This is a genomic window from Adhaeribacter radiodurans (assembly GCF_014075995.1).
GTDB classification, from domain to species: Bacteria; Bacteroidota; Bacteroidia; order Cytophagales; family Hymenobacteraceae; genus Adhaeribacter; species Adhaeribacter radiodurans.
This window is the reverse complement of record NZ_CP055153.1, coordinates 3,734,738-3,750,514: the sequence shown is the minus strand read 5'-3', so window position 1 is coordinate 3,750,514 and position 15,777 is coordinate 3,734,738. Positions and strand designations below refer to the sequence as shown.

Annotated in this window: 13 protein-coding genes; 2 read left to right on the top strand and 11 right to left on the bottom strand. The window is 39.1% G+C overall.

All coding sequences use genetic code 11. The features are described 5' to 3' along the window. Positions 1 to 8 precede the first annotated feature (8 nt). Positions 9 to 995, top strand: coding sequence for a PorP/SprF family type IX secretion system membrane protein (locus HUW48_RS15165; RefSeq protein ID WP_182411749.1), 987 nt, complete (start codon positions 9 to 11; stop codon positions 993 to 995). 395 nt (positions 996 to 1,390) lie between these two features. Here the strand turns inward: HUW48_RS15165 and HUW48_RS15160 are convergent, their stop codons facing one another. The 6 genes from HUW48_RS15160 to HUW48_RS15135 form a co-directional block, all read right to left on the bottom strand. Continuing rightward, complete coding sequence (locus HUW48_RS15160) at positions 1,391 to 3,181, bottom strand: T9SS type A sorting domain-containing protein (RefSeq protein WP_182411748.1); 1,791 nt, start codon at positions 3,179 to 3,181, stop codon at positions 1,391 to 1,393. A 452-nt stretch (positions 3,182 to 3,633) separates the two neighbouring features. Then, positions 3,634 to 3,864, bottom strand: coding sequence for a hypothetical protein (locus HUW48_RS15155; RefSeq protein WP_182411747.1), 231 nt, complete (start codon positions 3,862 to 3,864; stop codon positions 3,634 to 3,636). Between the two features lie 325 nt (positions 3,865 to 4,189). Then, positions 4,190 to 4,474 (bottom strand): hypothetical protein, encoded by a 285-nt coding sequence (locus HUW48_RS15150; RefSeq protein ID WP_182411746.1) that lies wholly within the window; start codon positions 4,472 to 4,474, stop codon positions 4,190 to 4,192. A gap of 375 nt (positions 4,475 to 4,849) precedes the next feature. Then, positions 4,850 to 5,599 (bottom strand): LytR/AlgR family response regulator transcription factor, encoded by a 750-nt coding sequence (locus HUW48_RS15145; protein ID WP_182411745.1) that lies wholly within the window; start codon positions 5,597 to 5,599, stop codon positions 4,850 to 4,852. 3 nt (positions 5,600 to 5,602) lie between these two features. Then, positions 5,603 to 7,660 carry a tetratricopeptide repeat protein gene (locus tag HUW48_RS15140; protein WP_182411744.1) on the bottom strand — a complete coding sequence of 686 codons (2,058 nt, stop codon included), beginning with the start codon at positions 7,658 to 7,660 and terminating at the stop codon, positions 5,603 to 5,605. Between the two features lie 329 nt (positions 7,661 to 7,989). Continuing rightward, positions 7,990 to 8,658, bottom strand: coding sequence for a hypothetical protein (locus HUW48_RS15135; RefSeq protein WP_182411743.1), 669 nt, complete (start codon positions 8,656 to 8,658; stop codon positions 7,990 to 7,992). A gap of 864 nt (positions 8,659 to 9,522) precedes the next feature. Between HUW48_RS15135 and HUW48_RS15130 the strand changes: the two genes are divergently transcribed. Further along, positions 9,523 to 9,768, top strand: coding sequence for a hypothetical protein (locus tag HUW48_RS15130; protein WP_182411742.1), 246 nt, complete (start codon positions 9,523 to 9,525; stop codon positions 9,766 to 9,768). A 515-nt stretch (positions 9,769 to 10,283) separates the two neighbouring features. Here the strand turns inward: HUW48_RS15130 and HUW48_RS15125 are convergent. The 5 genes from HUW48_RS15125 to HUW48_RS15105 all read right to left on the bottom strand — a co-directional run bounded on the left by HUW48_RS15125 (position 10,284) and on the right by HUW48_RS15105 (position 15,634). Next, a complete protein-coding gene (locus HUW48_RS15125) occupies positions 10,284 to 11,057 on the bottom strand; it encodes an ABC transporter permease (RefSeq protein ID WP_182411741.1) in 774 nt (257 codons plus the stop codon). Beyond that, entirely contained in the window at positions 11,054 to 11,953 is a 900-nt protein-coding gene (locus tag HUW48_RS15120; protein WP_182411740.1) for an ABC transporter ATP-binding protein, read from the bottom strand. The genes HUW48_RS15125 and HUW48_RS15120 overlap by 4 nt, the downstream gene beginning before the upstream one ends. A 37-nt stretch (positions 11,954 to 11,990) precedes the next feature. Further along, positions 11,991 to 12,302 (bottom strand): DUF1330 domain-containing protein, encoded by a 312-nt coding sequence (locus tag HUW48_RS15115; RefSeq protein WP_182411739.1) that lies wholly within the window; start codon positions 12,300 to 12,302, stop codon positions 11,991 to 11,993. Between the two features lie 79 nt (positions 12,303 to 12,381). Continuing rightward, positions 12,382 to 14,115, bottom strand: coding sequence for a M14 family zinc carboxypeptidase (locus tag HUW48_RS15110; RefSeq protein ID WP_182411738.1), 1,734 nt, complete (start codon positions 14,113 to 14,115; stop codon positions 12,382 to 12,384). Positions 14,116 to 14,599: 484 nt separating this feature from the next. Next, complete coding sequence (locus HUW48_RS15105) at positions 14,600 to 15,634, bottom strand: hypothetical protein (RefSeq protein WP_182411737.1); 1,035 nt, start codon at positions 15,632 to 15,634, stop codon at positions 14,600 to 14,602. Positions 15,635 to 15,777 lie beyond the last annotated feature (143 nt).

The window sequence follows — 15,777 nt, the reverse complement described above, 5'->3', positions numbered from 1 at the left end:
TAACGGAAATGAAAAAGATCTTATTAATTATAATAATAGTTGCTTCTGTTTGGGAAGTACAAGCCCAAAGCAGAAAACAAATTTCCAGCTTTTCTTTAATACCACAGTATTTTAATCCTGCCTTAACGGGGCAGGAAGGATCGGTGCTCAAAAGTATTTACCGCAACCAGTGGACCGGGTTTGAAGATGCGCCTAAAACCCTTTTTATTTCTGCTGAATTAGATTTAGCGGATTTAGCTACCTGGAAAAATGGTAACGCATCCAACCAGGACCGTTCGAACCAATTCTTAGGTGTTAAAAACGCTATTGGATTGTCTTTATTAAGGGATACTTTTGGACCTTATCGGCAAACGCAACTTTTTCTCAACTATAGTTCCCGGGTTCAACTTTCTGAAAAGCTAAGTTTACGGGCCGGAGCCGCTGTTACTTATGATGCCACTTCTTTAGATCAGACTAAATTAGTTATTGATATTACCAATGATCCAAAATATCAGAATTTGTTTGCCAATGATAATACGAGAGTAACTAAAGTAGATATAAATGTGGGAGTAATGTTGATGGCGGAAGATTACTATATTGGATATGCCTTACAGGATGCGGCGAAAGGAAAATTAGGTTCCGGGGGAACCTATTTGGAGAATGCTTTCCCAACCAATCACGTGGTGCAAGCCGGATACCGCAAAGTAATATCCGATCAGTTTGGTTTAATAGTAAATGGCCTTTACCGGTATGATTCTAAATTACGGGAAACATTTGAAGGCCAGTTAAAAGGAGTGATTAATAACTCCTTTTGGGCGGGCGTGGGCTACCGACAAGATTTAGCTTATTCCTTTACCGGAGGCATGCGTTTTAACCAGATAAAAGTTGGGTATACCTACGAAACAACCACGGGTAAGGCCAGCCGCATTAATGGAGGTAGCAATGAAATCGTGCTTATTTATAATCTTATGCCGGTAAATTATAAAGGATTGGGTAAAAAGATTACCCTTTGGTAATTAATAAAAACATGTAACAGCAAAAAGGCTTATCATTATTGGTAAGCCTTTTATTTTTTATTTATATAAGTACATTCAATAATCAAAGGCAATTTTAAGTCTGAGAGATGGATTTGGGAGACTACCGGAAGCGAAATTATTGCTTTGCTTCATTAATTAACACCTTTGATCTGGCCTTAAAAGTAAGTTTAGGAGCCGGAATTTGAATTCTGAATAATTCTGGAATGTTCTTGCGCTTAGTAATAATTTACAACCAGACTTAATTACCTATTTCCGTCAGCCGGTTCATTTCATTTTAGAGAAGTATCACTCCATAAAAAACTCCTCAGCAATTGTATAACGTATTTAATTCGTTATTAATCACTAAGGAGAACTTTATCAAGTAATTCTTATTATTATTGCTTCATTACTCTTTCTTGCAAAACTAAATTCCCTGACTTTATGGTAAGCAGATAGACACCGGGTGCAACATTAGATAAGTCCAGGTCAGTAGCGAGAGTTCCTTTACTTTGTTTAATGGTTTTTCTTAAAGTTATACTTCCGTGCAGCATGTCTTTCAGTTCCAATTGGTACTCGCCGGCAGGTAAGAAAGTTGCTTCTATGTGCAATGTTTGAGATACCGGGTTAGGAGCTAGTTTTAACTTTTTAATAGATGCAGACGGTTCGATTAATTCCGAAGCATTTGGAGAAATAATGCTGGCGGATGCCGGACTAACACAATCTACTTTACAAATTTGCTTGTCTGTGTATGTAATTGTGGTGGAGGTTAGTCCGGCTACTGAACCGCTGGGCTGCATTCTTCTTAAGCGGGCATATCTTACTAAGTTAGATGCCAAATTAGAAGGGTCTTTCGGAAATAGAAAATTACAAGTCCGGGTGGTTAAATCTGTTTTCATAATATGTCCGTCGCTGAAAGCAGGGTTATTTGTATTTTTGAGCGAGGAGAAGTAAGCTATGCCGGGGCAATTATCATCTGGTACGTAATGGATACCGAAACCTACATTAAAAAACATTGCGTTGTAGCTATTCCAGTTAATTCCTATTCCTCCGGCTCCGGCCCGGTACATCATTTCGCGGTTAACCCCAGCTTGATTTACTAAACCGGCGAGATAATAATTGGGGCCGAGTGCTTCCAAAATATCGTAGCATTTACTGGGGTAAAGATTATTGCCATTGCGTGCTCGCAAAATATTCTGAAATTGAATAGCACCGGCGGCTGCGGTTAATTTAGTAATTTGCATGTGGTACATGCCGGTAAAGTTGGTAAAGCCACCTACAATTAAATTATTGTCTACGGTTAAGCGCACCGCCTGAAATTCGTCGTCGGAAGCTAAATGATAATTGTTGGCCCAAATTAAGTTGCCGCCCGCGCCTAGTTTAAAGGCCAGACCATCGATGCCGTTATTACCGGAATTATCTTGCAAGGTTCCTACCAAGTAAATATTGCCGTTGGCATCTTCTACCAATTGTTTAGCAATACAATGTGCGGAAGTAAACATACCTCCACCCGGGTCAAAATTAAAACGATTGCACCAGATAATAGCCCCGGCCGATGTTACCCGGGCTACAAAACAATCCGTATGAGTGGTGCCACGTTTCGATTCTCCGCAAATAATCCAGGTAGGTTGTCCGCCCACCAATATATTCGATCTTTTAACACTCCAGGCAATATCGTTGCCCCCTGCAATATCAATTCGCGAGGAGTTTACCACAAAACCGTTAAAATTTAAATTAGTAAATAATACATCGCTTCCGCCAGCGGCAACAGCCCCGGTAACCGGATTGCTGGCAACTTCCCCCACTGCTATGTAACCGCCATTTCCACCAGCTACCCGTATTTCTGCTATGCTATTGGCATGAGTATTTAAGGCTTTACCATCTCTGGAATACTGATGACTTCGGTTACTTAAAACCGCACTGGAAGTACTTAAACGGGTAAACCGCAGCCGATCGGCCGTATTATTGGGAGCAGCTAACGCCGAATTTTTATAGGAAGTGCCAATACCCACGTAATAAAAAGCATTGTTGGCATCAAAGTTATGTTGCGTTCTGATGCCACTGTTAAAACGTTCGTTCCGGAATACCGGTGTTACGTAGTTTAAATTAAACTCGCGCTGAAAGTACTTCACCTGGCCTTGAGCCAGTTGTAGAATCAGAAAAAAAACAAGTGTTAATATAGTTTTCATTTGAATATAATTTTTAGGTGAATAGTGAATTAAAATGGTTAAGCGGAGGGGCAATAATTAGTTATTGCATTGGGGACTACAAAGTGAGTTGTAAGGTGTAGAGCGGTTAAACAGAAAATATTAAGTTGACCGACGAACGAGTAATTTTGGAGTAGTTTCCTCAAGAACTAGCGGAAACTTAACTTATTAGAGCAGGGTAGGTCTTGTTGGTACCATTATGAGTAGTCGGATTAAACCCATAGTAGTTAAAACTTCTGGTTACCTTAAATTCTTTCTGCTGCTAATAATCAAATGGCATTTTTTAGTAAATCCATGTGAGGTATGATTTCAAAAACAAGCTTTACTTCAGATATTCTTGCGCGGAGAATGTTCCTGGTTTCAAAGCCATCATAAATTTGTTAAGTAGCCGAAGTATTTTGGGGAAATTTTAAATTATCAAATCTACTCATACTTTATTGGCGGCAATGCTTTGTTTGTATGTCAACGGGCAAACCAATGCCGGCGAAAAAGTAATTTCCGGTTTGAGTTTTTACAAATTCTACATGTTGGGCGTAGGTGTAGAGTGGGTGAGCAGCTTCTTCTTGGCGGCAATCGCAGCACAATAGGTGAATATTAAACCAGGAAGCGCGGAGCGAATTGGTTTCTGCACCGCAACGATGACAGGTTTGTTTATTATAGCGCATGATCTTTAAAATTAGGGTTAGTGATTCAGTCAGAAAGATTAATAGGTTCCAATAAATAGCCTGAAGTAAGCGCGCATATTCTATAGCTATTTTGTTTTTGTTTAAGAAAGATAGGATAGTAAGGAGGAGAAAAATACCAGAAATTCACTAGTGGCGGTTATTACTTGGTACTCGGTAGGATTTTGAACACCATTAATATAATCAGCTGAATAAAAGGTAAATACCCTTATAAAAATAAAGCTCCAGCAGGTTTACCTACCGGAGCTTTGTGCCATAATAATGATTCCTTAGTTGCGGGTTTTGACTTACCGTCTCAAAAATTAACTCACTGCCGTTCAATTTTGTAAGTAACCGTTACGTCCAGGTTGCCGTCGCGGATAATGCGCTTGTGGGTGCCCAATCCCCAGCCCGCCGAACCAACATACGTGTCCAGAAATTCGGCAAAATCGTCCTTATCCAAATTGTCCTTTTCACTCACTGAACCCTGAATGGTTAAGGGCTGCCCCGGCATTTTACTAACGGTTGCACTCTTTGTTAGCTGAATGGTTTCGCCATCGGCTACTTTCAGCGGGTTGGTAAGCGATCGGTGATCCACGGGTTGATCATCCACGGTTAATTCCTAGTAAACTTCTCCTTTTCCGGTCCATTCGCCGTTGTTGGTTACGTTAATGGTAGTAAATGTTACTTTTAATTTGTCTGCCATAATAGCCTCCTTTTTAAATTGTTATTATTAATTTTTTATTAAATCATCAAACATTGGAGTTTACCTGATTTATAGAGGAAAGATAAAGGAGCAATCCTGCGAAAAACAGTGCTGTTTTACGGGTGGCATTAGGCATTTCACAAGTGGTTACCTGCAAAACATAAGTGTAGCTAAAACTTACTAAATCCAATAATTAGCCAGGTAAGTATATTAGTTGTAAATAATCTGGGGCAACAAAGGGTAGGGAAAGTTTAAAAGAATGTAATAGAGAATAAAAGGTTTTTAAAGACGATCGAGTAATTGCAGAAATTCTTCTTTTTTCCGGCGGGAAATATCTACGTGGTGGTTATCGGTTAGAATAACGTAGCCCCCTTCCCCTTTTATGTACTTTAAAATATGCTTCATATTAATCAGGAAAGAATGATGGACCCGACAAAAACCGGATTCGGTAAGTAAATTTTCAAAGTCGATGAGTTTCTTGCAGACGATTTGTTTGGATTTGTTCTTTAAAATTAAAGTGGTATAACTTCCGTCGGCCTCACAGTAAATAATATCGTCGGTCAGAAAAAAATCAATTCCATCGTGGGTAGGTACCGCTATTTTCTGGATTTTACCGCCGGCGTGCTGGCTATTATTCAAAGCCGATTGGTAATGATACGCTGGGCGGGATGTAGCTGCTTGTTCTTTTACTTTTTGTATTGCCTGAATAAGATCATCCACGTCTACTGGTTTGAGCAAATAATCTAAAGCGCTAAATTTTATGGCTTTAATGGCATAACGGTCGAAGGCCGTAACAAAAATAACGACAAAATTTACTTTTTTTATCCGCTGTAATAGATCAAAACCCGACATTCCAGGCATTTGTACATCTAAAAAAACTAAATCCGGCTCCAGCGTTTCAATTGCCTTTAAGCCCAGTTGGGGAGTTTCGCAGCAGCGCAGCACTGTTACGTCCGGGCAGTATTTATTTAAAGCCAGCTTCAAGGCTTCCCGGGCATCAATTTCATCGTCGATAATAATAGCACGGACCATACTTTATCCTAATGGAACGTGAATATCTACCCGGGTACCTAAAGCCTGGTTAAGCGAATCTTTTAAATCCGTTATGTAAATTAACTTATCCATTTTATCTTTATTCAGTATTTTTAATCGTTCTTCGGTTATTTGCAAACCCATAGATTTTCGGCCGATAATTGATTTTTTCTCAAGAATTGTGGCCATTTCTCTGCCTACCCCGTTATCTTCAATCACGCAGGTTAAGCTATCTGCCTCCTCCGTAATGCTAATGCTAATAAAACCAGGTTCATTTTTTTCTTTGTGCATTAAACCGTGCCAAATAGCATTCTCCACGAACGGTTGTAGCACCATGGGAGGCAAAAAAGTATTTTCCTGATCAATGGCATCGTCTACCCGAAACTCATACGAGATGCGGCCTTTAAAGCGCAGGCTTTCTAATTGTAAATAAGCATCGAGCATGGTCAATTCATTTTCCAGGGAAACGGAACTTCTTTCGGAATTTTCTAAAATCAGCCGGATCAATTTTGAAAGTTTTACCAGGTACCGCGAGGCCCTATTCGTATCCTCATCTAAAATAAGGCGGTTAATGGAGTTCATGCAATTAAAAATAAAGTGCGGATTCATTTGCGCCCGTAAAGCTTTCATTTCCAACTCACTCATCTGGCGTTTTAAATTAGATTCTTTAATTTCCTGATTTTTGGCCATTACTAATTTTTGATTTTTCAGGCGCTGGCGCAACAAAAAAATTATTAATAAAGCAATAATGGTTATCAGGAATAAGCCACCTAATAAGGCTTTTTGTTGTAAGGCCTGGCGCTGCGCTTCCTTTTGTCGCACTTGTTTCTCTTTGGCCAGAATAGCTATTTGCTTGTCTTTTTCTTCGGTTTGGTACTTGGTTTGTAGTTCACTGAGCCGCTGAGCCGTTTCTTCGTTCAGCACGCTATCTTTAAGGGTGGCGTATAACTGTTGGTACTCCAGGGCTTTTTCAAAATAATGCTGGGTAGAATAAAGCAAGGCTAACTTTTGATAAACATCCCGCAAAATAGGCTTGGTACGGAATTCATACGCCAATGCGTGGGCTCTTAAAAGATAGTGCTTGGCTTGCGGGTAATTTTTTAAAAAAAGGTATGTTTCACCTACCCAAATTAAATTAGCCGCCAATTTATCTTTTTGCGCTGCTTGCTCCCGAATAGTTAAAGCCCGCAGATGATACACCAAAGCACTATCGTATTGTTGAAGTGCATTAAATACTTCGCCGATATTGCTCAGGGTGGTGGCTGCGGTACGTTTCGAGCCAACGGAATAACAGATGGGTAAGGCTTGCTTATAGAAATTACGGGCTTTTTCGTATTGTTTGGTTTCGGCGTAAGCATTTCCTAAATTCACCAGAACCCGCAACTTGCCCATTCTGGCGTTTAAATCTGATTTTAACTGGGTAAAATAAGTTAGCGACTGCTTGTACATGACTATTGCATCTTCCCACTTTTTCATGGAAGTAAATAAGTTGCCTATATTCATGAATACGCGGGCTATTCCGTAAGAATTTCTTAGTTGGGCGTATAAGTCCTTAGCCTGGTAACTAATTTCCAGGCTTTTATCGTAATTCCCCAGTTCATGCTGCACTACCGCTAATTGAAATAACCCATTCGCTAATCCGGTAGAGTCCTTGTTTGATCGGCAAAAATTTAAGTATTGATTTAAATATTGGATAGCCTCGGAAAATTTTCCATCGAAGCGGGCCAGCATGCCGTAATAGTAAGTAGCCGAAGCTTTTCCCGTTTTATTATTTACTTTATTGGCCAGAAAATGAATACTATCGGCATATTGATAGGCCACGTCTAAATTGCCGATGGTACTGGCATAGGTAAAGCATAATTGCCCATAAATATCTATTTTATCTGTTTCTCTGGTAACAAAAGGAAATAGTGCCTTTAAACTGTCTACTTCATCTTGAGCCAGCGGTGATACTGATTGTCCGGACTGAACTGGCCTTAATTTGGTTGCTTCGGTTTTAAAGCAAAAAACTAAGCTAAAGAGAAAAAGTAACAGCGAGAGTAAACGACAGCGAGGTTCCATAACTGTACCATAAAAATATGAAAATCAGGTAGGTTAGGTGGCAGAATCTTCTCTCAAGGTAAGAATTAAAGGTAATAAAAGCTATAAAATTAGTGGTTATTCAGGTTAAAGCTTTATTTAAGTTATTTATATGTAGAAGTTATAATCCTGTTTAGCTTGGAGGCAATGGTTTAAAACAAAATGCCAGCACGTTACATGCATAAAGTGTATTGTTCTACGATAAGACCGTCTCTACCAGTAGCTAGGTTAATGATAGAGACGATTAATGACTTTAAGGGTTGATAGGCTTATAAGGAATAAGTATTTCATGGTTGCTTGAACAACACAACTCAAGGTTGAAACTGCGCTATGGCATCTTTTAATGACTGAAAACCAATTGTAGTGCCGGGAGGAGCGGCGTCAAAAGTACAAGGATTATTACTATCGCACTGATTAGACGGGCATACTGAACCCTCACGAGCGACGGCAATCCAGTTTATACATTGTAGATAAGGCGAGCATTTTTTTACAAAGCATAACTTAACGGGAAGGCCTTCTAAAATATAGGGTTGGTTTATTACGGTAATAACAGATGCATAATGACCGGAAAGTGCATTAGGTACGCCAATTAAAGCAACCGTGGCTAGTTTACCAGTGGCACGTAATTTAACATTTTTGAGTAAAATGTATTTTGTAGCCGAGTGGCTGAGTAGCGGTAACAAACGCTTTTTGGCAGGTGCGAGCCGGGTACCTTGTAACCACTGCGTAAATTGTTCCCGACTTATGCCTTTTACCTGGTCGAGGTTAATCGTATAAAATACATCTCCGTAGTTGAAGTTGATTATCTGAAGGGCACTTTCCTGGGCAAGCGTAGAAGTAGAAGATTGGCTATTGATAGAAGTTGCTTCGATAGGGGATTGAGCGGAAGATGAGCGGGGAGTAAAATCGTCTTCTGCTTTTTCGCAGCTTCCAATTACTGCGAGCAGGAATAAAAGCGAAAGAAATATTAATTGTTTCATAGTCATTTAATTAAGAGATTGAAAATATGGTGGAAAGGTGCAGAAATCTACCAATACAAGCAACGACTGTTTCATAACTGGTCGTTTCTATTCTATAACTGGCTAGAGTTATAAGATTGATTAGTTTATTTTACAGGTAGCCCCACTTAAAGAGAAAAAATGCCTGTTGCATATAGAGAGAAGATGAGGTGTTTGCAATTTAGCATTTGGTATTAGGATGCAGGTAAAATGACGATCACCTACTAATTTAATACACTTGTGTCTGGTTCTACGCTTTTTTAATTATTAAGTATTTTGTTTGTAGGTCAGTTAATCATTATTCCTACCTTTTATTTACTTATTAAGTATTTAAATAAGACTAGCAGCTATCCCTTCATTGCCTTCATTTCTAAGTTTATTCGACTTGTTTTTAGTTCTATTTAAAGTATTCTATTGATTGAGTAGGTTATTTTTAATCAAAATAGATAGTATCAATAGAAGCTAAGTATTTCTCAAAAGCAGAAAGAACACTATTTTAATTTAATTAAAAGGCAAAATTTCACTGTTATGATATAGGCTTTATGTTAAAAGTTAATAGCTATCTATTATCAAAATTTATTTCCCTTGTTTTACTTTACAGGGTAATATGGTAAAAGTAATTATTTGGTTATAAGAGCTTTGTGATTTTTAAGATTTAGTAATTTACATTGATGTTTTTTCTGTTTTTAGGAAAAAGTAATTTCATTCCTATAAATTGATTTGGTTAATTGTGCTGCATTAGTGAAATGAATGTTATCAACTTAATAAAATGATACATCATTATTTAACTAAATTAAATAACTTAGCCCTTTCATATTTTACATTAACCCATATTTCAAACCCCTAATGGCAAAAGAAGCAAATATTACCGAAATTGTGCAGACTCTACAAGATGCACAACAAAACAAAGAACTCTTAGGCGCTTTAACTACTAGCTTGGAACGTTACGTAGAGCAACAAAAGAAAGGTTTAGAGGAATTAGAATCTTTAATTACCAAAGCCAAAGAAGGAAAACTAACCGTGAAAAAACGGGGTGGATACCGCGGTAGAAAAAGTAAAGCCAACAGCGGATCAGAAACCGAAGGTCAATAGTATTTATTTATAAGTTTGTTGTGGAAGTACACCTAATAGAGTGTACTTTTTTTTTTGAATAAAATTTATCCATTCGTATTTTCTACTTTATAACGACGAAAAGGATTGGTGCATCTGTTTCCGCGTTTTCACTAGTTTTTATCTTAATACCTACCTTTTAGATTTCAGAAATTATCTAAAACATTCTTTTATTTCGGATACATCTATTTTATTTATAGTAATCGTATTAGTTGATCGAAGATTAGGCGCATTCGTGCTTGTAGAAGTAGTATTCCTGGTATTTAAGGGTATTTATGGGTTTTCTTTTCATTATCGTTGTAAACAAGAGCATATGTAGGTACTTATTTACCGATAATGAATGGGTATACTAGCCTTGACTGTTTTACTGTCTATTTTAATAAAGGGAAGCAATTTTAAAAGTGAATTTTCCTTATCTGTTTTCATCTAAACAGATTTAGATATTTAAGCTCAGCTTTTGATTAGAATAAGGCCAGGTATTCTAAATGTTTTAGGTTTTATAAATCCCGGTATTTTATAATAAAATAAGATAAAACAGAAAATAATCCAATGTAGCCAATGGCGGGGAGCAAGGCAGCAGTAGGAGTAAGCGCCAAAGTAGGACCCGTAATCGACTCCAACACATCGCGGCCCGGGGTAGGGGTTAAACTAGACAGAACTTTCATGGGGAAATACTGATCTACTTCGTCGGGGAAACGCGAATGAATAATGGGCTCAATAATTTTAGCGTAAATTAAAAAAGTGATAATAGCTAATCCATTCTTTCGAATCAGGAAAGCGAACAACATAGCCAAGGTCATATACCCAACCGCTTGTACAAAATAAAAAGCAAGGTGCCTAATATCCTGAATAACTTTAGCGCTTGCAGTAGAAGGAGAATAAGAGTAGCCAAAAAACAAACCGGTACCGAGCAACACCACTGTACCAAAAGCAGCAATTAATATAATTACGAGCAGTTTTGCCAGAATAACATCATGTTTAAACCAGCCATCAATTACTTGTTGCCGAAAGGTTCTAAAACTATATTCATCGGTAATGATAATTATAATCAGAATGCCCAATAATAGATTGAAATAGCTGGCAATGTAGGTCAGCTTTAACCAGATATCCGGGAAACTATACAGCGTTGGTCCGGCCGCCTGGCCATTAAGTTCTACTTTACTGCCCAGGTACACAAATAATAATAAAAGACCGGTAAATAAAAGTAAAATAGTCCAGAAAGTACGATACGGAAATAATTTACGTAGCTCGGTTATTAGTAATTGACTCATGTGTTACGAGTATTAGTAAGTTGCAAAAATTGAGCTTCCAGGCTTTTCTTTTTAACTGTAAGTTGACTCAGAACCAATCCATTTTCGAAAAATGCCCGGTTTAAATCGGCGCTCGTAAAACCTGGGGATAAAGATAAGGTAAACTGATCGCGCTCTGCTTTTATAAGAGTAATTGGTAAATTTAGTAACAAAGATTGCGCTCTTGATTCATCGCCGTTAACCTGGATAAATACCTGATCTTCTTTCGCCAAAATACTGCTTACCGGCCCGGCGGCTCGTAGTTCACCGGTTTGCAGCACGGCTACGTGGGTACATACTTTTTCCACTTCGTCGAGCAAGTGACTGGCAATGATAATGGTTTTACCTTGGCCGGCAATATTTAAAATCAATTCTCTTACTTCGGCAATTCCCTGCGGATCCAAGCCGTTCGTAGGTTCGTCGAGTACTAATACTTCCGGATTATTTATTAAGGCTGCTGCTAAGGCTAAACGTTGTTTCATGCCCAGCGAAAAACCTTTAAAAGCTGAATTCTTCCGGTTTAGCAATCCCACTAATTCTAATACGGGTGCGATGGCCTGATGCGAAACGCCTTTTACATCGGCTACTACCTGTAAATTCTGGTAGGCCGACAAGTAAGGGTAAAAGTTAGGCGTTTCGAGTATTGCCCCAATGCGCCGTTTGGTTTTTGGGCTAAGTCCTTCGCCAAACCATTGGAAACTGCCGGAACTAGCATGCAACACATCCAGCACAATACCCAGGGTGGTGGTTTTACCGCTGCCATTTGGTCCTAATAAACCGTATACACTACCTGGTTCCACGCTTAAACTCAATTGCTTTAAGGCTTGCACTGAACCGTATCGTTTTGATAAATTATCTATTTGCAGAATGGGTATCAATGGAATAAGGCTTTACAGTTTATAAAGTAATTTTTTATTAAGAAGATTGGCTTTGCAGCAATAACACTTTCCGGATAGATTTCTGAAATAAGGGTGCATGGCTAAGTCGTTCTTTGTCCTGGCGGTAATTTTCAAAATCCTGGGCGGAAGAAAAAGAAAGTAATTGTAATTCGTAAGGATATTCAGTGGGTGTTTGCACAAAATTTATTTTTTCCGGACGGATGCGGTATAGTAGTTCCCCGTTGTACTTAGGCAGTAAAGGCAATACCTGATCTTCGTACTTCAGAAAACTTTCTTCCTCGCCCTCGTGCAGGTAAACCAGCAAAGTAATAAAAAGCTTAGGTGACATATTCATTCTTATCAACTTTCCTGTTCTTCACTCTAAAAACAAGGTTTTACCTGAAATTTAGTAAATTTAACTCAAAGGTTTACGGCACAATTCGGGTTATGGGGTAACGCAGGTGTGACTTTTCGTAATAAGGCGAATGGCGGTATACAAAATCGAGTTGCGCCTGAGCATTTTTAGCTGCTTCCGGATTTTTTGTGATAAATTCCTGAAGTTGCTTTTTAAGGTTTGGATATTGTTGCAACAGTTTGGCGGCAACATCTTCAAAAACGTAGCTCGAAAAGTATTCTTTTTGCTGCAGAATTCCATCAAAAAAACCCCAGTTAAAGTAAGAATCTGTGGCTTGTGGTTCCAGGGTTTCTATCAAAAAACGGGCTGCCGGTTGGTTTACCGGAATAATATAGTCGCCGGCAAAATAATTTAGGCGTTGCTTCTCCGAGCGCACTTGTACCCCTGAGTGCAAATAATGTCCTTCGTACGAGCGGTTGCCCGTTTTATAATCAGTGAGGTAATAAACTTCGGCAGTCAGGCTGGTATCCCGCCGAAGCGTACGCATCTTAACCCAGTTTAAACGTAAACGGTCAATTACTTCTTCCCAGGCTTGGGGTACAACGTAGGCAGTGGGTCGAGTCACGGTTAAACTTGCCCGGTAGGTATTATAGTAGTTTATTTTCTTAGTGTAAGGGGCCTGACGATCGTAGTATAAACGACTTAGTCCACTTACTTCGCTGGGTTTGTGTTTGGCTTCGTAACCTAAAAAGGTAATGGTATCTACGGTGGTAGTATCTAGTTGCCAGTTAATAGTAAATTGTTTCTGGGCCAGCATTTCCTTAATGGCTTGCTGACGAGCAGCGGCAATTTTAGCAGCATCTTTTTGTACCGTCCGGATAAGGACATCCAGAAAGTTGTATTGAGCTTTTACCCGGTCCGCAAAAGGTTTGAGCATGTGGGTTTCGGTTACAAAACCAATGGTATGAAACAAAGTTGTATAACCGGTGGAGTAGCGGGGAGTTTCTAAAAAACCAACTAAACCAGAATCCGGACTTTCGCCTTTAGAATCTACGTAGGGGCACATCGGGAATTTTAGCTTTTGCATACCTACGTAGAGCTGAGGTAAAAGCTGAGAGGTTAAATATTCTCGCAATGGCCCTTGCAACTTGTCTTTTTGGGTAGCAATTAAGGTCATGGTGTGCTGGTAATCGGCTCCATTGGAAGTATGCGTATCCACGAAAATATCGGGTTGCCATTCCTGAAACAGTACTGTAAAGGTTTGAGCGTTCCGGGAATCGGTTTTAATGTAATCCCGGTTTAAATCTAAATTACGGGCGTTTCCCCGAAAACCGTAGCTTTCGGGTCCATCTTGATTAGCCCGGCTGTAGCTGTTGCGATTTAACGAACCATCTACGTTATAAATGGGAATAAATAAAACCACCACATCTTTTAGGTAGGCTTGTAATTCTTTCTTTAGCAGGTAGTCGCGGGCCAGCATCATACTGGCGTCAATCCCTTCCGGCTCACCCGGATGAATGCCGTTTTGAATTAATAAAATCCGCTTATTTTTCCGACGTAGAGAAACTGGGTTAAAATCTTTATCTAAGGATAATATGGCTATATGTAATGGTTTTCCCGAATCCGTTGAACCGTATTCTTCTAATTTGAAAGTGTCAAAGGCATTATCTAAATGTTGATAATAGGCAATACATTCTTTATAAGTAGCGGTTTTCTTGCCGTAACTCTTTTCGAAAGGCGTGAGCCAGTTACCCGGGGTAATTACAGGATTTATTTGGAGAAGTATTGAAAGGAAAGTTAAAAGCATGCGCCCAAAATTGATCTAACCAATAATAGTGTAATGTTACGGATAATTGACTGGTAAAGAAAAAGGGAAAGTACGCAGATTTAGATGATGAAGGTGATTCTTTACTTTTATTTAAAAATGAGTAATTAGCTGTAATTTGTTAACAGTAATAAAACCCTTTTGTCTTTGTCCATCAGGAGAAAGCTATTGGGTTAGTAGTTTAATATGTTCCTCCTAAAGGATCAAAGGTTTTAAATTAAATCTGGCCTTTTGCTCGATTAAGCGCCTTAACAAGAATAAATATTCATTCTCACGCCCAGCCTTAGTGGCAAAACAACTACTTATATTCCTCCTAAACTTAGGAGAGGAGCTTTTCCCCAACTTATCATCTATAATTTAATTTTCCTCTTTACTTAACTAGTTACCGGTAAAGGTAAAAAGTAAAAATGCACCAGCTCATTGAGCCGGTGCATTTAGTATATGGAGTAGTAGATAAATTTTAAACTTAGGCAGCAGCTCCCCATGGTAGACGCCCGGAATCGGGGAACAAAGGAGCCACTTTTTCGCGTAAACGAGCACTCACAAAGCTATTCTGCAAATGAGTGGGTAAAGTGACTACTATTTCCTGGTATTTTTCGATGCCGATAGCCTGAGCCACGTAACTCTCATGAACAGCGTTTAAATAGCTAACAATGTTGAGCAAGGATTCGTGAAACAACTTGAAATCAATATCAGCTTCCACGAAGCGGTCTATTTCTTTATTACTCGATGAAATACGTAAGCGGCTAAGCAAATCAAAAATAGTGGTGTAACCTAAACGCCAGGTAATCTGATCCCAATGATGCGCACTCCATTTATCGAGCACCACCCCAGTTTTACTGCTCCGTATTGCCGTAGTAGGATTACTTTGTACCTGCTGGCGGGTAGTTACTGCCTGCAGCTTACGTGTAGTCCGTAAAAACTGACCAATCTGAGCCTGAGCTTCAATGCCCTTCTCCGGAATATGCAAACCTGGTTTATAGCCGGCCAAAGGCAAGCGATGCACACTAAAATCATAATAAGGGCCAGCAGCGTAGTAGCCAATAGCACGCGGATAAGCATTTTTAACCACCAGGCGGCCGGCTTCGCGGCGCATTACCGTAGCATTATTGGTTTTTACATCCAGCGTATACAAAAAGGCTTGTAACCCGGCAAAAATGGTATAGAATGCCTGTGGAAATGTCCAATGTAAGGCATTTCGTAAATAGTCGTCGTTACCTAATTCAGCGGTAGCCCGTAAGGCGTATTCGGTACTCCAGCAGCTGTGCAACAATTTAGTAATAGCCGCTAAATCTTTTTCATCGAACTTAGCCCGATGCTCCCGGAAGAAACTTAAGTGCTGTAATCCAAAAGCATCATCCGTATGCTGAATATGGTAGTTGATAGCAAAAAAATAATTCAGAAAAACCTGCGCCGGAATGGATTTACGCCATACTTCGTCCGGCTTTTTTGGCTCTTCCGAAAATAAAGGAATTACGTTTTCGTCCGTTAGCTTTTTCATAATTTGATAACAAATTTAGTAGATCTTTTAGTTGCAAAATAAACTAAAATTTATAGCTAAGTTGTAAATTTATACTGCTGATAAACAGATAGTTGTAAGTATGATGTTTTATACTTAACTACACTATAAATTTACGAAAAACC